This is a genomic window from Acinetobacter sp. GRABPA_MV_2 (genome assembly GCF_056725885.1).
Window position 1 is genome coordinate 84,231 of sequence record NZ_JBWZNA010000013.1, and the last position, 18,435, is coordinate 102,665.

The following is an 18,435-nucleotide window of genomic DNA, read 5'->3' on the forward strand; positions in this document are numbered from 1 at the left end:
TTAAAACTTCCACTGTGCCGAAATTGAGGCGTTCAGGGGTTCGCCTGGTTGAACCCATAAATCGTTATAGCTTGAAACATAGTAAGTTTTATCAAACAGATTATTTACATTGAGCTGATAACGTAAACGATCAGATGGGGCATAGTAGCTATTTAAATTGACCAGCGTATAGTTTGGTAAATTAAATCCATTATCTAGATTATGCCCGCTGCGTTCACCGACATAGGTGAGGTTGGCACCTACACCTGCTTTTCTCGGACCTTCTTGTAGAAATTCATAATTGGTGCTTACGGAGCCTTGGTGTTTTGGAACATTGCTCAAACGTGCACCTTTTGGCAAGTCTTGGTCTTTTTCAATTTGAGCATCAGTATAACTATAGTTGGCATTGACGAACCAACGGTCAGTGATTTGGCTATTTAAGTCAAACTCAATCCCTTTACTACTTACTTCGCCAGCTGCGGTTTGGAAGTTACTGTCGATTGGGTCGGTTGTCAGTACATTCTGTTTTTTCATTTTAAACAGAGCGAGACTCACCACACTTTGGTCGTTTATTTTATATTTGGTGCCGACTTCATAACTTTCGCCTTTTTCAGGGGCAAAAGTCTGACCATTTCGGTTCATACCACTATTCATGGCAAATGAGCGACCATAGTTGGTATAAAACGCCCACTGGTCAGAGGCCTTAAAGTTTACTCCGAAACGCGGACTATTTTGATGAAGTGTCTGGTTGCTTTCAGTCTGAGTTAGGTGATTTTTAAAGTCTTGTTCGACCTGATCAAAACGGTTACCGAATAGCACACTCCACTGATCATTAAAAAAGATCTGGTCTTGAATATTGAGTGCAAAGTAACGCTGCTGTTCTTTGGTATTGGTAAACGGAGCTAAGTTCGGTAAATATTTGCCATATTCGGGTTGGTAAATATCAATTGTGTTAGGCATGCCAGCACTGTGATTACGACGAAGCTGGTTTTGTTTATAGTCGAGTTGACCAAGCTCGGTTGAAAGCAAAATTTCATGGCGAGCCCATGAGGTATCAATCTTGCCAAGTAATTCTGTCTGAGCGAGCACATCTTCACTCTTATAATCACGATAGCGACGTTGACGCTCTAAAGTACGTCCATCGGCTTGTATACGGCGAGGTTCGGTTGCAAAGCCGACCATTTTGGCGTCTTTATAGCTGACAGCACTATTTAGTTTCCAGTCAGGGTTAAATTCGTGACTCAGACGTAATTGGTAAAAGTAATCTTTTATTTTCAAATCGCCGTCGTCAGGTTCACCTGTAAATGTTTTCGGATCCATCACAAACTGATGATTGACTGTGCTGACACCGCGGTCAAAGGTTCCTTTATGTTCTGTAAATTCACTGTCAAAGTCGAGTTGTGTTTTGTCTGAAATTTTCCATGTGAGCTGCGGTGAAAAGAACCAGCGTTCACTGCTAACATGATCACGAAAGCTTTGATTATCTTCGTGAGCCACTGCTAGACGATAGGCCAGTTCATCGTTAATAGGGGCAGTATGCTCCAGACTTATGCGATATTGTTCTTGGGTATTGGCACGTAAGTTAAGTTCACTTTCGCTTTCCCACTGTGGTTTTTTACTGTTGAGGTTGAGCAAACCTCCTGTTTCGCCGCGACCATATAGCGCCGCCATTGGTCCTTTTAAAAACTCTAAAGATTCAATATTCACTACATCTTTTGGAGCACTAATACCTCTGTTGACACTCAAGCCGTTGCGGATCATAGCCGCACCTAAATTGGGATCGGTACTAAAACCGCGGAAAGAGTAATTATCCCAAAAGCCACCACCGAAACTGTTTTGATGAAAAACCCCGCTCACTAAAGTTAATGCGTCATCAATCCGTTGAACGTCTTGTTGTTCCATCATTTTTTTTGAAACATAAGCACGGTTAAAAGGGACATCTAAAACATCGTGAGTAAATTTAGTCGCCGAGCTATTTTGGCTCAGATCTTCTCGGGTGCTTTCAGCCTGAATACGTATAGTTTCAAGTACCGTTGATGTTTCCTCTCCCCAAGTGAATGTCGATATAAATGATAGACCTAACGAAGACAGCAATCCTAATTTGTGTCGCATAAATAATCAGCCATAAAAAGACAAAAGGAATTAAATGTAATAGTATAACGTTACATTATTTTGTTGATTACTGCTATGTCTTTAGAAAAGAATATTGAACGTTTACAGTCGATTGATGCATTGCGTGGTTTGGTGATCATCATTATGTTACTCGACCATGTAAGAGAAACTTTCTATTTACATAAACAGGTTACCGATCCAATGGACGTAACAGTAACAGAACCAGCATTATTTGGCAGTCGATTATTGGCACATATTTGCGCTCCGGTTTTTGTACTTTTAACGGGTATTTCTGCATTTTTATTTCAATCAAAAAAACAAGACTTACAGCAAACCCGTGCTTTTCTATTAAAACGCGGCTTATTTTTGATTGTATTAGAGGTCACGCTAGTGAACTTTGCATGGACAGCAACTTTTCCACCCGAAGTCATTTATTTACAGGTGATTTGGGCGATAGGTATTAGCATGGTGGTATTAGCTTGCTGTGTAAGTTTGCCTTTGCCAGTTCTTGCTGGTGTAGCTTTGGTCATTATTTTTGGGCACAACCTGCTAGATTCTGTGCACTTCTCACAAGGCATCCTACAGAATATATGGTTCGTTTTACATGAACGTGGCTGGCTTGAGTTTGCGGGTATCAAGCTTCGTACAAGTTATCCAGTTTTACCTTGGATTGGGGTGATTTTATTAGGCTACGTTTTAGGTCAGTTCTTTAGTTCAAAATATACAGCAAAGCAAAGAGGCCACGCTTTACTCAGTGTTGGTTTAGCAAGTATAGGGTTATTTGTTTTACTACGTTTTATCAACGTCTATGGTGACCAGCCGTGGCAACATTTTGAGTCATTACAACTGAGTCTCATGAGCTTTTTTAACCTCACTAAGTATCCGCCGTCTTTATTATTTATTTTGCTGAATGTTGGAATTGGCTTGCTTGCGCTCGTTGCTTTTGAGCGTATGCAGCAATATTCATTTCTAAAACCCTTGGTGGTGTTTGGCTCGGTGCCTATGTTCTTTTACTTACTGCATTTATATGTGTTGAAACTGATGTATGTTTTTGCGCTAAGTGTGTGGGGAGCTAACTACGGAAACTATTTGTCGGTCAATCATGTGTGGATGCTGTGGTTAATCACGATTGTGTTGTCTTTTGCGCTCTATCCAGCAGTTAAGTGGTTCTCGAAGTTCAAACATCAAAATAAACACATTTCGATTTTAAAATATTTCTAATTTTCAAAAACGTGAGTAAAGCGAGTTCAATAATGCTCGCTTTACTTGCTTACATCTAAATATAGAGTTTCTTTCACTTCTTCCATAACCACATAACTGTGTGACGATGCCGAAGCGGGGAGTTTCTTTAGCAGATCCCCTAACAAGCGACGATATGCACTCATTTCTTTTAAACGCGCTTTTACAAGGTAGTCAAATTCGCCAGAAATAAGGTGACATTCGAGCACTTCAGGAATCTCAACTAAGTCTCTGGCCACTTGGTCGAATACATCGCCAGATTTGGCAGATAACTTGATTTCTAAAAAGACAAGCAGGTTACGGTCCACAAAGGCTGGGTTTAGTCGAGCGTAATAACCCATGATAATGCCATCGCGTTCAAGACGCTTTACACGCTCCGAACAGGGGGTGGTCGACAGGTTAACTCTTGATGCCAATTCACTAATCGCAATTCGTCCTTCACGCTGCAAAATGTCCAGAATCATACGATCTATACGATCTAAGGGGCGCATAGATATTTCCTCTTTTTTTAAAATTCTCGTGAGAAAAACATAAATTTACCTAGATTATAACCTGAAAAACAGTGAAATAAACTATTGAAGCAGAAATATACTAGTGAAATAAACTGGTGTGCGTGAGGGAATGGAAATGCGCGTAATTGTTTTAGGTAGCGGCGTTATTGGAGTGGCAAGTGCCTATTATCTAGCTCAACAAGGAGCTGAGGTTACTGTTCTCGATCGCCAGTCAGGTCCTGCTGAAGAAACAAGTTTTGGTAACGCAGGGCAAATTTCGCCTGGGTATTCGACCCCTTGGGCAGCACCAGGAATCCCTTTTAAAGCCGTGAAATGGATGTTCCAACACCATGCACCGCTTGCGATTAATTTAGATGGTAGTATGTGGCAATTACAGTGGATGGCGCAAATGCTGAAAAACTGTAATCCACAAAGTTATGCTGTAAACAAAGAACGTATGATGCGTGTGGCTGAATACAGCCGTGACTGCTTACGTGAACTTAGAAAAGATACGGGTATTAACTACGAAAACCGTGCAAAAGGCACGTTGCAGTTATTCCGTAAAGAAGCACAAATGGAAGCGGTTCAACGTGACATTAGCGTGCTACAAGAATGCGGCGTAAGCTACGAATTATTAAATGGCAACGAACTTGGTCGTGTAGAACCAGCGTTGGCAAATGCGCAAGATAAATTGGTTGGTGGTTTACATTTACCAAATGACGAAACAGGTGACTGTTATTTATTTACCAATGCTTTAGCTCAAATTGCCAAAGAGTTAGGTGTTAACTTCCAGTTCAACCAGAACGTAGAAAAATTGATTGTTGAAGGCGATGAAATTAAGGGCGTTCAGGTCAATGGTAAGGTCTTAACCGCAGATCGTTATGTTCTAGCATTTGGTAGTTATTCACGTGATTTCTTGAAACCACTTGATCTACAGTTGCCTGTATATCCTGTGAAAGGTTACTCGTTGACGATTCCAATTGTTGACCCTGCTTTTGCTCCGCAATCTACAGTGCTTGATGAAACCTACAAAATTGCGATTACTCGTTTTGACCAACGTATTCGCGTAGGTGGTATGGCTGAGTTAAGTGGCTTTAACTTAGGCCTGAATGAAGACCGCCGTGCAACATTGCAAATGGTGACTCAGGACTTGTTCCCGGGCGGCGATATGGCACAGGCGTCTTTTTGGACTGGTTTACGTCCAATGACACCAGACAGTACACCAATTATTGGCGCAACTCGCTTTAAAAATCTGTTCTTGAATACAGGTCACGGTACTCTAGGCTGGACAATGGCATGTGGTTCAGGAAAATTAATCAGTGACATCGTATTGAATCACAAGACTGATATCAGTACCGATGGCCTTTCAATTCAGCGTTATTCACATGCGCATGCTGCATAACGGACGTTAGGAAAGTAATCATGCCTCGTCCTATTACCGCAGTCATCCACCGTCAAGCCTTACAAAATAACTTGGCGGTGGTACGCAAGGCTATGCCAAACAGTAAGGTCTTTGCCGTTGTAAAAGCCAATGCTTATGGACACGGAATTGAACGTGTTTATGAGGCGTTTAAAGCAGCAGATGGCTTTGCCTTACTTGATCTTGATGAAGCAAAACGCATTCGTGCTTTAGGTTGGACAGGTCCAATTTTATTGCTCGAAGGAATTTTCTCTCCTCAAGACTTATTCGATTGTGTGCAATATCAACTCAGTTTCACCATTCATAGTGAAGCGCAAATCGAGTGGGTAGAAAAGCATCCTTATCCTGCTCAATTTGATGTTTGCCTAAAAATGAACAGTGGTATGAACCGCCTTGGTTTTAAACCTCAGCACTATGTTCAGGCTTGGGAACGTTTAAATAACTTGGCGAACGTGTCCAAGATTACGCACATGATGCATTTTTCAGATGCAGATGGCGATCGTTTCGGTCAGCAAGGCATTGATTATCAAATCACTGCATTTGAAGAAATCGTTAAGGATTTACCGGGCGAAAGATCGGTAAGTAATAGTGCGGCAATTCTGCGTTATCAACACCAGCTCAAATCAGATTATGCACGTAGCGGCATCATGCTCTATGGCAGCTCGCCAGACTACCCGACGCATAGTATTGCGGACTGGGGCTTACAACCGACCATGAGCTTACGCGCTGAAATTATTTCTGTTCAGCATTTAGAGCCGAATGAAAGCGTAGGTTATGGCTCAAACTTTGTCGCAGAGCAGCCCATGACGATTGGGATTGTTGCTTGCGGCTATGCCGATGGTTATCAACGTATTTCACCAACAGGTACGCCTGTTTTAGTGGACTCTGTCCGCACTCGCACAATTGGTCGCGTCAGCATGGATATGTTGGCAGTCGATTTAACAGGTATTGAAAGTGCCAAAGTCGGCAGTGAAGTGGTGCTCTGGGGCCAATCAAGTAAAGGCGTCGTTTTACCTATTGATGATGTCGCTGTTTCATCCGGTACGGTGGGCTATGAACTGATGTGTGCTGTCACCGCCCGTGTTCAATTTATTAATCAGGTATAAGGAAATCCGAATGTCTAATTCAGATATACAAAAGATTAACACTAACGAAGTCATGAGCGCCGTGACTGTTTTTAACAAAGTGGTCTATCTGTCAGGTCAGGTACCTAAAAATACCGAGCAAGACGTGGCAGGCCAAACTCGTGAAATTCTTGCAACGATTGATGAACTTTTGGCATTAGCCAATACCGACAAATCTCGCTTGCTCTCTGCACAGCTCTATTTAAAAAATCTTTCTGACTTTTCAACCGTAAATGCAATTTGGGTTGACTGGTTAAAAGGGTGTGTTGCTCCATCGCGCGCCACAATTCAGGCCGATTTGGTCAATCCAGATTGGTTAATTGAAATTGCCGTGACGGCAGCACAAAAGTAATTCGTTTTTACTCCAAAAATGATGATGTATCTAACAGAAGGAAGATAGATACGGTTTATCCAGTCATTTTTGGTGAACAGATTCAGTGACCTATGGCATACGGTTCGATTTTCGCCATAGGTTGCTGATCTTAACAAAGGAATTCAAAAAGGAATTTTAATATGACAATGGCTCGTCATTCAGATACGGAAAATTCTCCTGATCATCTGCAACGAAAACTGTCTAACCGTCATTTACAACTGATTGCAATTGGCGGTGCAATTGGAACCGGCCTGTTTATGGGTTCGGGTAAAACCATCTCCCTCGCAGGTCCTTCAATTCTTTTAATCTATATGATTATTGGAGGAATGTTCTTTTTCTTAATGCGTGCAATGGGCGAGTTGCTCCTTGCAAATCTGCATTACAAATCTTTTGTTGATATGGCTCATGACCTGATTGGTCCTTGGGCTGGTTATTATTTGGGCTGGACTTATTGGTTAGGTTGGGTGCTGGTGGGTATTGCGGACCTTTCAGCGGTCATTAACTATTTAGGTTTCTGGCTACCCGATGGTGCAAGCTTCTCTCCGATACAGCAAGCCATGATTAGTGCAGGCTGTGTGTTGTTTGTGATGGGCCTTAACCTACTGACAGTACGCCTATTTGGTGAAATCGAATTCTGGTTTGCTCTCATTAAGATCTTGGCGATTATTGGCCTGATCGGAGTGGGTGGCTACATGATTTTCAACCATTTCCAAGCTCCTCAAGGCGCTGTTGCAAGTATTAGTAATGTCTGGTCACATGGCGGTTTATTCCCGAAAGGTACAGAAGGCTTCTTGGCAGGGTTCCAGATTGCTGTATTTGCTTTTGTCGGGGTGGAACTTGTAGGTACGACGGCTGCTGAAACCAAAGATCCACAGAAGAACTTACCGAAAGCAATTAACGCGATTCCAGTACGTATTATTTTGTTCTATGTGTTGGCACTGTTTATTGTGATGTCGGTAACGCCTTGGGATCACATTCGTGCAGATAAAAGCCCGTTTGTTGAGTTGTTCTTAAATGCGGGTATTCCAGTTTCAGCCATCATCATGAACTTGGTGGTGCTATCTTCGGTTATGTCTTCAATGAACAGCGGCGTGTTTTCAACCAGCCGTATGTTGTTTGGTTTATCAAAAGACGGTCAGGCACCGGGTGCATTTGGACGCTTATCAAAACGTGCAGTACCTTCAAATGGTTTGATTTTCTCTTGTACTTTCATTATGGGCGGGGCAGTGCTTCAGTACTTTGTTCCAAACACGATGGAAGCATTTACTTTAGCAAGTTCACTCTGTGTGATTCTATTCATTAGTGTCTGGAGTCTTATCATGGTGTGCTATTTGCGCTACCGTAAATTACGTCCTGAATTACATGAAAAATCAACATTCAAAATGCCAGGTGGCGTTTGGATGAGTTATGTTGTTTTGGCATTTATGCTTTTCACTTTAGTTATCTTGGCATTAGAGCCAGATACATTGAAAGCTTTATATGTCAGTCCAGTATGGTTAGTTATCTTAGGTGTTACCTATCATGTGCTCTATAAACCACGCATGAAAAAACTAGGACGTGAACTCGTCAACGATCATTAAGTTTTATTAAAAAGCCAATCAATCATGATTGGCTTTTTTTATTTTTATTAGATTTTTTATCGGAATAATATTGTTTATTTTTGGATCAATAGAGCAGTTTGGAGGTTGTTGGAAAAGTACATATAGCAGGATCACATGCTACACTTCGGCTAATCTGGAAACCCAGATTGATTAATTAAAATTGCCGTGAAGGCAGTACATAAATAATGTGACTTAAAAAAATCAGGACAAACGATTTATCAATTAAGGAAAAAATATACTTGAACATCTTGTCCTGAGGTATAGACTCAGCAACCCACGATATACGGTTCGTTTTTCTCCCTATAGGTTGCTGATTTAAGTTAAGCAAAATATAAAAAGGACTTCTAATATGACAATGGTTCATCATTCTGATGAGGCAAGCTCCCCTGATCATTTACAACGGAAATTAAATAATCGCCATCTACAAATGATTGCAATTGGCGGTGCAATTGGAACCGGCCTATTTATGGGCTCGGGCAAAACCATCTCCCTCGCAGGTCCTTCAATCCTCGTTATTTACATGTTAATTGGCGGTATGTTCTTTTTTCTGATGCGTGCATTGGGTGAACTACTGCTTGCCAACTTACATTACAAATCATTTGTCGATATGGCTTATGACTTGATTGGCCCATGGGCTGGCTATTATATAGGCTGGACTTATTGGTTAGGCTGGGTACTAGTCGGTATTGCTGATTTGTCTGCGGTCATTAACTATTTAAGTTTCTGGCTACCCGAAGGCGCCAGTTTCTCACCAATGCAACAGGCCATGATTAGTGCGGGCTGTGTACTATTCATTTTAGGGCTTAACCTTCTTACGGTGAAGTTATTTGGTGAAGTTGAATTTTGGTTCGCACTCATTAAGATTTTAGCCATTATTGGCCTAATCGGAGTAGGTGGCTACATGATCCTTACTCATTTTCAAGCTCCGCATGGTGAGGTTGTAAGTGTAAGTAACGTGTGGTCGCATGGCGGTATATTTCCAAAAGGCGTAAGCGGATTTTTGGCAGGATTCCAGATCGCCGTATTTGCCTTTATTGGTGTTGAGCTGATTGGTACAACAGCAGCTGAAACTAAAGATCCAGAGAAGAATTTACCGAAAGCAATTAACGCGATTCCAGTACGTATTATCTTATTCTATGTGTTGGCACTCTTTGTGGTGATGTCAGTGACACCTTGGGATCACATTCGTGCAGACAAAAGTCCGTTTGTTGAGTTGTTCCTAAACGCGGGTATTCCTGTTTCAGCTATCATCATGAACTTGGTCGTACTGTCTTCAGTGATGTCTTCAATGAACAGCGGTGTGTTTTCAACCAGTCGTATGCTGTTCGGTTTATCGAAAGATGGTCAGGCGCCAAGCGCATTGGGCCGTTTATCAAAACGTGCAGTGCCATCGAACGGTTTAATCTTCTCATGTATTTTCATTATGGGCGGGGCGGTGCTTCAGTACTTTGTTCCAAACACCATGGAAGCATTTACTTTGGCAAGTTCACTCTGTGTGATTCTCTTTATTAGTGTATGGCTTCTGATCATGGCATGCTATTTACGTTACCGTAAGTTGAGTCCAGAGTTACATGCTAAATCGACCTTTAAAATGCCAGGCGGGGTGTTGATGGCGTATGTTGTCATTGCATTCTTCTTGTTCACTTTAGTGATTTTGGCACTAGAGCCAGATACATTAAAAGCGGTATATGTTAGTCCATTGTGGCTAGTTGTTTTAGGCGTTAGCTATCATGTGTTTTATAAACCACGCATGAAAAAACTAGGTCAAGAAACTTTTGATTAATTATTCATAATTTCAAAAAAGCCAATCATCTGTGATTGGCTTTTTTATCTAGGTTCTTTAATCAACCAACAAATGCTGATATTTATCGGCTTGTTTACGTAGATAATCCCAAACCAATTTAATGCGCGGTTCATGTTGTAAATCAACAAATGTCAGCATCCAAAATGTATGAGTAAAGCGAACTTGTTGCTCTAACACCTCTTCAAGTTCCGGTTTATCATCTGCCAAAAACTTGGGCAAAATCGCAAGTCCTGCGCCAGCACTTACCGCAATTTGTTGAGCCAAAATACTGCTGCTACGGAAGTTCGCGTTAAGCTTTAAGGGTAACCGTTCTAAACAGTACAACTCAGGGCTATACACCAGATCATCAATATAATTCACAAAGCGATGTTGGGTTAAATCTTCTAAGGCTCGGATAGGCGGGTTTTGGGCCAGATAGTTTTTGCTACCATAAATTTTTAAACAATAATCTGATAATCGCGTAATGATGTAAGGGCCAGACGTAGGACGATCAATGGATACCACAATATCTGCCTCACGGTGTGAAAGCTTAATCATTTTTGGCACTGGAATTAGGTCGATGGTGAGCAGTGGATATTGGATAGAGAACTCAGCCAATAACCGAGCTAAAAACGCAGTACCAAAACCTTCAGGTGTGCCAATTCGCACACGACCTTGCAAAGGTTGATGTGGTTTTTCAATTTGTAAGAAAGCTTGTTCCATTTGCTCAACTCGAGGAACCAGTGCCATCCCTTCGAGTGTCAGCTCATAACCCGTCGCTTCACGCTTAAACAGCGTTGTACCCAAAGCAAGTTCTAGGGCCTGAATCCTTCTGGCCACCGTACTGTGCTCGACACCAATAATCCGCGCAGCATTGGTCAAAGTTTTAGTCCGAGCTAAAACCAGGAAAAAATGTAGATGATCCCAATCCACTTTCATTTTTGTTGTCATCCTTGTGCATATTTGCACAACAATCGTGCATGAATTTCCGTTGGTGGTCAAAGTTTTCTTTGTTAGTCTCAATTGAAACTGGAATAAAGAAAATACGATCAAAAAGTATTTTCTAATAATTGAACACAATAAAAATATGGCCTACGGAGAGGTTATGAACACAATCCAAAAAATCGAATTGGAAACCGCTAAATTACTCATTAACGGAAATTTTATTGAATCTGAAACACAGGAATGGCAAGACATCATTAACCCTGCGACTCAGGAAGTGATTGGTCGTGTACCATTTGCAACGGTTAAAGAAGTTGACGCTGCTATTCAAGCTGCACAAGATGCTTTTGCTTCTTGGCGTCAGACCCCAATTCAGGCACGCATGCGCATCATGCTTAAGTTACAAGATTTAATTCGTGCCAATATGAAAGAAATTGCGCAAGTACTAACGGCGGAACAAGGCAAAACCTTGGCAGATGCAGAAGGCGATATTCAACGTGGTTTAGAAGTCGTTGAACATGCCTGTTCAGTTGGTACTTTGCAAATGGGTGAATATGTTGAAGGTGTCGCGCGTGGTGTAGACACCTATACCTTGCAACAACCTTTGGGTGTTTGTGCGGGTATTACGCCGTTTAATTTCCCAGCCATGATTCCACTTTGGATGTTCCCAATGGCAATCGTGTGCGGCAATACATTTGTTTTAAAACCATCAGAACAAGACCCGTTATCAACCATGATGCTGGTTGAACTTGCCATTCAAGCAGGTATTCCAGCAGGTGTACTCAACGTTGTGCATGGTGGCAAAGAAGTGGTTGACCGTTTGTGTACGCACAAAGATATTAAAGCGATTTCATTTGTAGGCTCAACTGCAGTTGGCACACATGTTTATAACCTTGCAGGGCAACATGGTAAACGTGTGCAGTCGATGATGGGCGCAAAAAACCATGTTGTGGTCATGCCTGATGCCAATAAAGAACAAACATTAAATGCTTTGGTGGGCGCAGCGTTTGGTGCAGCAGGGCAACGTTGTATGGCATTGTCGGTTGCAGTCATGGTGGGTGACAGCAAACAGTGGATTCAAGAGCTAGTTGAAAAAGCGAAAACCTTAAAAGTAAACGCAGGCCATGAGCCAAATACTGACATTGGCCCAGTGATTTCAAAACGTGCTAAAGCGCGAGTGCTGGACTTGATTAATAGCGGTGTTGAGCAAGGTGCAGAGTTACTACTCGATGGTCGTGATGTTCAAGTACAAGGCTATGAATCGGGCAACTTCGTGGGTGCAACGATTTTTAGTGGCGTAAATAGCGACATGCGTATTTATAAAGAAGAAATCTTTGGTCCAGTTCTTTCAATTATTTGTGTAGACACCCTTGAGGAAGCGATTGCGCTTATCAACGCCAATCCATTTGGTAACGGTGTAGGTCTATTTACACAAAGCGGTGCGATTGCACGTACTTTCCAAAACTTAATTGATATTGGTCAAGTTGGTATCAATATTCCAATTCCTGTGCCAGTGCCTTTCTTTAGTTTTACGGGTTCAAGAGGTTCAAAACTGGGTGATTTGGGGCCATACGGCAAACAGGCTGTACAGTTCTATACCCAAACTAAAACCATTACCAGTCGTTGGTTTGAAGATAGCCATGAAGTTGGCGGTGTAAATACAACAATTAGTTTACGTTAAGGGGATCACGGATGAATATCGCCTTTATCGGGCTAGGGAATATGGGCGGCAAAATGGCCCATAACCTACTGAAAGCCGGAATCAAAGTTTATGGTTATGACCTCAGTGAAGTCGCGATTCAGCACTTTGCCGAGGCAGGTGGGGTGGTATGTGATAGCCCACAGGATGCAGCTAAAAATGCAGATGTCGTTATTACCATGTTGCCTGCGGCAAAGCATGTTAAGGAAGTTTACTTAGGTGAAAATGGTGTATTAGAGGTGCTAAAAGCAGGTAGCTTATGCATTGATAGCAGTACCATTGACCCACAAACCATTAAAGACATTGCTACTGTTGCACATAGCAAAAATATTAAAATCTGCGATGCACCCGTCTCTGGTGGAACCATTGGTGCTCAAGCAGGAACCTTAACCTTTATGGTTGGTGCCGATGATCAAACCTTTAATGAAGTAAAACCTGTGCTTAGCCACATGGGCAAAAACATAGTTCATTGTGGTGATGTTGGAGCAGGCCAAATTGCCAAAATCTGCAATAACCTGATTTTGGGTATTTCAATGGCAGCGGTGGCCGAAGGTATGGCACTTGGTGTGAAACTCGGCATCGACCCACAAGCATTGGCCGGCGTCATTAACACCTCAAGCGGTCGTTGCTGGAGCTCAGATGTGTGTAACCCATGGCCGCATATTAATGAAAATGCCCCAGCATCTCGAGGCTATCAAGACGGCTTTGCAACTCAGCTGATGCTAAAAGATTTGGGTCTTGCAGTAGAAGCGGCAGGCCAGGTCAAACAACCTGTTGTATTAGGTGGCATGGTGCAACAGCTGTATCAGCAAATGTGCATGCGCGGTAATGCCAATCTCGATTTTTCGAGCATTATTCAGCAATACCTGCCACAAGAGGCATAACGGTAAAGCCAAAGGATGGCTTTAAACACATTAAACCCTGTCGTGAATAACAACAAATCCGGACTGAGGGAAAAGATATGATGGATTATCAAAATGCTGCACAGACTTTCGATTTGGAAAGCACTGCAAAACAGATGTTATCAGGTTCAGTTGATGCCTTAAATGCTTGTTATGAATGCTGTGATCGACACGCAGATGGCGACAAAATTGCGCTGTATTGGCAAGGAAAAGACGGGCGAAAAGAGCAATATACCTTCTGTGAATTAAAAGAGTGGTCGAGTCAGTTTGCTAACTTTTTAAAATCACAAGGTGTGAAAGCAGGCGACCGTATTTCAGGTCTATTACCAAGAACACCTGAATTGATCGTGACTATTTTTGCAGCTTGGCGAATTGGTGCTGTCTATCAACCACTATTTACTGCATTTGGCCCAAAAGCGATTGAGCACCGTATTCAGCTTGCACAAAGTAAGCTAGTGGTGACCGATATGGGCAACCGTAGCAAGCTTGATGAAATTGAAAATTGCCCTGCAATTGTGACGGTGGCCGACGCAAAAGGTACTCCGCTTAAAGCAGGTGATTTTAACTTTTGGAATGAAGTGAAACAGCAGTCCGAGCAATGCGATTTGGTTATGCGTAGCATTCAAGATCCTTTCTTGCTCATGTTTACTTCAGGCACTACAGGTCCTGCTAAACCATTGGAAGTGCCTTTAAAAGCATTGATTGCCTTTGGTCGATATATGCAAGATGCCATTGGTTTAACCGAAGAAGATTCGTTTTGGAATATTGCTGATCCGGGTTGGGCGTATGGTCTCTACTATGCGATTACTGGGCCGTTATTCTTGGGTCACGCTACTTTGTTCTATGAAGGTGGTTTCAGCACAGATAGCCTATGTCAAATTGTGAAAGATTATAAAGTTAACAATTTGGCAGGTGCACCAACGGCTTACCGTATGATGATGGCGGCTGATCCAGCACAAATGGCGCCCTTAAAAGGGCAGTTCCGTGTAGTGAGCAGTGCAGGCGAGCCGTTGAATCCAGAAGTAATTCGCTGGTTTAAACAAGTGCTTGATGCTCCGATTTATGACCACTATGGACAAACCGAAGTCGGTATGGTGGTGTGTAATCATCATGGTTTAAAACATGAAATTCATGCAGGTTCCGCAGGTTTCCCAAGTCCGGGTTATCGTGTTGCCATTGTCAATGAACAAGGTGAAGAGCTTCCGCCAGACACACCGGGAATTTTAGCGGTAGACATTAGCCAGTCTCCAATGATGTGGTTTGGTGGCTATAAAGAAAGCCGCAAATCGCCTTTTGTGAGTCATTACTATTTAACTGGCGACACTGCCGAACTTCATGCCGATGGCAGCATGAGCTTTGTTGGTCGTAGTGATGATGTAATCACTACATCGGGCTATCGTATTGGGCCTTTCGATGTAGAAAGCGCACTACTTGAACACGACGCTGTGATTGAAGCAGCAGTGATTGGTGTGCCTGATCCGGACCGTACCGAAGTGGTTAAGGCCTTCGTAATTTTAGCTGCGGATGCTCAACCTTCCGATACACTTGCTGAACAACTCAGTCAATTTGTAAAAAAACGACTTTCTGCACATGCTTATCCACGGTTAGTTGAATTTGTGAGTGAATTACCTAAAACTCCAAGTGGCAAAATTCAGCGCTTTTTATTGCGTAATCAAGAAATTGCTAAACAACAAGCTAAAGCAGGGTAAAGGAAATAATAATGCAATTTACCGAAGAACAATTACTTATTCGTGATATGGCGAAAAGTTTCGCCCAAGAACAAATCAAGCCTCATGCCAGTGATTGGGACCGAGATGGAACTTTCCCAAAAGAAACTCTGACTCAAATGGGGCAACTCGGTTTTATGGGTATGCTTGTTTCAGAGCAATGGGGTGGTTCAGACACGGGTAACTTAGCCTATGTACTGGCTCTTGAAGAAGTTGCGGCAGCAGATGGCGCAACCTCAACCATCATGAGTGTACATAACTCGGTTGGCTGTGTGCCTATTTTAAAATTTGGTACCGACGAGCAAAAAGAGCGTTTTTTAAAGCCTTTGGCTCAAGGTGAAATGATCGGCGCTTTTGCCTTAACTGAACCACATACTGGCTCAGATGCGGGAGCCATTAAAACCCGAGCGGTGAAAGATGGCGATGATTACATTTTAAATGGTGCCAAGCAGTTTATTACCTCTGGTAATAATGCTGGCGTCATTATTGTGTTTGCCGTGACCGACCCGAGCGCAGGTAAAAAGGGTATTAGTGCCTTTTTAGTTCCACGCGAAACTCCAGGTTATGAAGTGATTCGTGTTGAAGAAAAACTAGGTCTGCATGCTTCAGATACGTGTCAGATTGCTCTAACAGATGTACGCATTCACAAAAGCCTCATGCTAGGCAAAGAGGGCGAAGGCTTAAAAATCGCTCTCGCCAATTTAGAAGGTGGGCGTATTGGTATTGCTGCACAAGCAGTCGGTCTAGCACGTGCGGCACTCGAAGAAGCAACTCGTTATGCCAAAGAACGTATTACTTTTGGAAAACCAATTTTCGAGCATCAAACCATCGCGTTTCGTCTTGCCAGTATGGCAACTGAAATTGAAGCAGCGAGACAACTGGTTCACTACGCTGCGCGTTTAAAAGAAGCGGGGCAACCATGTCTCAATGAAGCTTCAATGGCCAAGTTATTTGCTTCGGAAATGACGGAGCGCGTGTGTTCGAGCGCCTTACAAGTGTTTGGTGGCTATGGTTATCTCAGAGACTTCCCAATTGAACGTATCTATCGTGATGCCCGTATCTGCCAAATTTACGAAGGCACGAGTGATATCCAACGTTTAGTGATTGCACGTAGTCTATAAAACCAGAACAAGGAATAAATAATGCAGTGGCAAAGTATTTTATTAGAAAAGCGTAATGGGGTTGGACTGATTACATTAAATCGCCCTCAAGCGCTCAATGCTTTAAACAGCGAATTAATTAGTGAAATTAATCAGGCATTAGATCAGCTCGAAAAAGACCGCGAAATTGGATGCATCGTATTGGCAGGTTCTGAAAAGGCTTTTGCCGCAGGTGCCGATATTAAAGAAATGGCTGATTTGGCATTTCCCGATATTTATTTAGATGATTTTTTTCATCTTGCAGACCGTATTGCACAGCGCCGTAAACCTCTAATCGCTGCGGTCAGCGGCTATGCATTGGGTGGTGGCTGTGAGTTAGCGCTGATGTGTGATTTTATTTATTGTGCTGATAACGCCAAGTTTGGTTTACCCGAAGTCACTTTAGGTGTGATTCCAGGTATTGGTGGCACACAACGCTTAACCCATGCGATTGGTAAAGCCAAAGCAATGGAAATGTGCCTTACCGCTCGTCAAATGGGCGCTGTAGAAGCAGAACAAAGTGGTTTAGTTGCACGTGTGTTTACTAAAGAAGAATTACTTGAACAAACCGTACAAGCCGCTGAAAAAATTGCGGCACGCTCTTTAACTGCAAACATGATGCTCAAAGAAACCATTAACCGTGCTTTTGAAGTGAATCTGACTGAAGGTTTACGTTTTGAAAGACGCATGTTCCATTCAATATTTGCAACATTTGACCAAAAAGAAGGAATGCAGGCTTTTGTTGAAAAACGAAAGGCAAATTTTAAAAATCAATAAGAGATCAATAAAATGAATACAGAAAATCACTTAATGATTGAGCAACAAGGTAAGTTGGGCATTATTACCTTAGATCGAGTGACTCATCTCAACGCATTGTCGCTAGATATGATTAAAAGTATTGGTGCCCAATTGGAACTGTGGCGAAATGATGCTGCTGTTCAAGCAGTTTTAATCAAATCAAATAGTCCAAAAGCCTTCTGTGCAGGTGGAGATATCCGCTATCTCTATGACAGTTATAAAAATGGCACGGCCGACTACAAAGGCTACTTTAGCGCCGAATATAAAATGCTAAATATACTGCGTGAATATGAAAAGCCAATCATTGTTGTGCTTGATGGCTATGTATTAGGTGGCGGTTTTGGCTTGGCTCAGGCTTGTCACATTGTGGTGAGCAGCGAGAAGTCCAGATTTGCCATGCCTGAAACAGCGATTGGTTTTTTCCCAGATGTGGGTGCAACACACTTCCTGTCTCGCCTTGATGATATTGGTGTTTATATGGCAATTACGGGTGAACAGATCAGCAGTAGCGATGCACTTTACCTCGATTTAATTGACTACCATGTGCCAAGCGAGCAGTTACAAGCGTTGCAAGATGCTCTCGTTGAAGCACCAAGTTTAAGCAAAGAGGGAATTGAACGCATCATTACCCGATTTATTACTCGCCCTGCCGAAAGCGAATTAAAACAATTGGCTGAAGGTATTCGTAAACACTTTGGATATCAGCATTTAGATGAAATCGAGCAAAGTCTTGAAAATGAACAAGATGAAAGCTTAAAAACTTGGGCAAGTAAGATGCTCAGCATTTTGCAGCAGCGCTCATTTATTGCTAAACAAACCAGTTTAAAACTACAACATTTAGGTCGAGGGCTCTCTTTACCTCAGTGCATGCAGCTTGAACGTGATTTACAAGATATCTGGTTTGAGCATGGTGACTTTATTGAAGGTGTTCGTGCTCTCATTGTCGATAAAGACAAACAACCACAGTGGCAAGAACGTAATTCGAGATTTGAGCTAATTTTAGAAAAATTGAGCTAAACCGAATTACAAAAACATAAAAAGCTTAAGGAGATAAAGCGAGACCTGAAAATGCTTATGGTCAGGGCTGGTCATAAGCATAAAAAAGA

General features: G+C 42.3%; 15 protein-coding genes. 12 read left to right on the forward strand and 3 right to left on the reverse strand.

Annotation, left to right across the window (positions count from 1 at the left end; genetic code table 11):
- A complete protein-coding gene (locus ACXM0J_RS12500) occupies window positions 1-2,091 on the reverse strand; it encodes a TonB-dependent receptor (protein ID WP_213034475.1) in 2,091 nt (696 codons plus the stop codon).
- A 75-nt stretch (window positions 2,092-2,166) separates the two neighbouring features.
- Here ACXM0J_RS12500 and ACXM0J_RS12505 point away from each other — a divergent pair, with 75 nt between their 5' ends.
- Window positions 2,167-3,312, forward strand: a complete 1,146-nt coding sequence (locus tag ACXM0J_RS12505) for an acetyltransferase domain-containing protein (protein WP_086266248.1) — start codon at window positions 2,167-2,169, stop codon at window positions 3,310-3,312.
- A gap of 41 nt (window positions 3,313-3,353) precedes the next feature.
- Here ACXM0J_RS12505 and ACXM0J_RS12510 read toward each other — a convergent pair whose 3' ends face one another.
- Entirely contained in the window at window positions 3,354-3,821 is a 468-nt protein-coding gene (locus ACXM0J_RS12510) for an Lrp/AsnC ligand binding domain-containing protein (RefSeq protein ID WP_005804788.1), read from the reverse strand.
- A 136-nt stretch (window positions 3,822-3,957) separates the two neighbouring features.
- Between ACXM0J_RS12510 and ACXM0J_RS12515 the strand changes: the two genes are divergently transcribed.
- The 5 genes from ACXM0J_RS12515 (at window position 3,958) to ACXM0J_RS12535 (ending at window position 10,122) form a co-directional block, all read left to right on the forward strand.
- Window positions 3,958-5,223: a D-amino acid dehydrogenase gene (locus tag ACXM0J_RS12515; protein WP_002118025.1), complete on the forward strand. Its 1,266-nt coding sequence runs from the start codon at window positions 3,958-3,960 to the stop codon at window positions 5,221-5,223.
- A 20-nt stretch (window positions 5,224-5,243) separates the two neighbouring features.
- Entirely contained in the window at window positions 5,244-6,347 is a 1,104-nt protein-coding gene (alr, locus tag ACXM0J_RS12520) for an alanine racemase (protein ID WP_086266247.1), read from the forward strand.
- 10 nt (window positions 6,348-6,357) lie between these two features.
- Window positions 6,358-6,717, forward strand: coding sequence for a RidA family protein (locus tag ACXM0J_RS12525; protein ID WP_000071347.1), 360 nt, complete (start codon window positions 6,358-6,360; stop codon window positions 6,715-6,717).
- A 161-nt stretch (window positions 6,718-6,878) separates the two neighbouring features.
- Entirely contained in the window at window positions 6,879-8,318 is a 1,440-nt protein-coding gene (locus ACXM0J_RS12530; RefSeq protein WP_086266246.1) for an amino acid permease, read from the forward strand.
- Window positions 8,319-8,688: 370 nt separating this feature from the next.
- On the forward strand, window positions 8,689-10,122 hold the full coding sequence (locus tag ACXM0J_RS12535; RefSeq protein ID WP_171265354.1) for an amino acid permease: 1,434 nt from the start codon (window positions 8,689-8,691) through the stop codon (window positions 10,120-10,122).
- A 57-nt stretch (window positions 10,123-10,179) separates the two neighbouring features.
- Here ACXM0J_RS12535 and ACXM0J_RS12540 read toward each other — a convergent pair whose 3' ends face one another.
- On the reverse strand, window positions 10,180-11,061 hold the full coding sequence (locus ACXM0J_RS12540) for a LysR family transcriptional regulator (protein WP_005071920.1): 882 nt from the start codon (window positions 11,059-11,061) through the stop codon (window positions 10,180-10,182).
- A 166-nt stretch (window positions 11,062-11,227) separates the two neighbouring features.
- On the opposite strand from ACXM0J_RS12540, the gene ACXM0J_RS12545 reads away from it, so the two are divergent.
- The 6 genes from ACXM0J_RS12545 (at window position 11,228) to ACXM0J_RS12570 (ending at window position 18,346) form a co-directional block, all read left to right on the forward strand.
- Window positions 11,228-12,745 carry a CoA-acylating methylmalonate-semialdehyde dehydrogenase gene (locus ACXM0J_RS12545; RefSeq protein ID WP_086266245.1) on the forward strand — a complete coding sequence of 506 codons (1,518 nt, stop codon included), beginning with the start codon at window positions 11,228-11,230 and terminating at the stop codon, window positions 12,743-12,745.
- A gap of 11 nt (window positions 12,746-12,756) precedes the next feature.
- Window positions 12,757-13,647, forward strand: coding sequence for a 3-hydroxyisobutyrate dehydrogenase (gene mmsB / locus ACXM0J_RS12550; RefSeq protein WP_086266244.1), 891 nt, complete (start codon window positions 12,757-12,759; stop codon window positions 13,645-13,647).
- A 77-nt stretch (window positions 13,648-13,724) separates the two neighbouring features.
- Complete coding sequence (locus ACXM0J_RS12555; RefSeq protein WP_086266243.1) at window positions 13,725-15,374, forward strand: AMP-binding protein; 1,650 nt, start codon at window positions 13,725-13,727, stop codon at window positions 15,372-15,374.
- 11 nt (window positions 15,375-15,385) lie between these two features.
- On the forward strand, window positions 15,386-16,513 hold the full coding sequence (locus ACXM0J_RS12560; RefSeq protein ID WP_086266242.1) for an acyl-CoA dehydrogenase family protein: 1,128 nt from the start codon (window positions 15,386-15,388) through the stop codon (window positions 16,511-16,513).
- A gap of 21 nt (window positions 16,514-16,534) precedes the next feature.
- Entirely contained in the window at window positions 16,535-17,308 is a 774-nt protein-coding gene (locus ACXM0J_RS12565) for an enoyl-CoA hydratase (RefSeq protein WP_032025523.1), read from the forward strand.
- Between the two features lie 12 nt (window positions 17,309-17,320).
- Window positions 17,321-18,346, forward strand: coding sequence for an enoyl-CoA hydratase/isomerase family protein (locus tag ACXM0J_RS12570; RefSeq protein ID WP_086266241.1), 1,026 nt, complete (start codon window positions 17,321-17,323; stop codon window positions 18,344-18,346).
- Window positions 18,347-18,435: the final 89 nt, after the last annotated feature.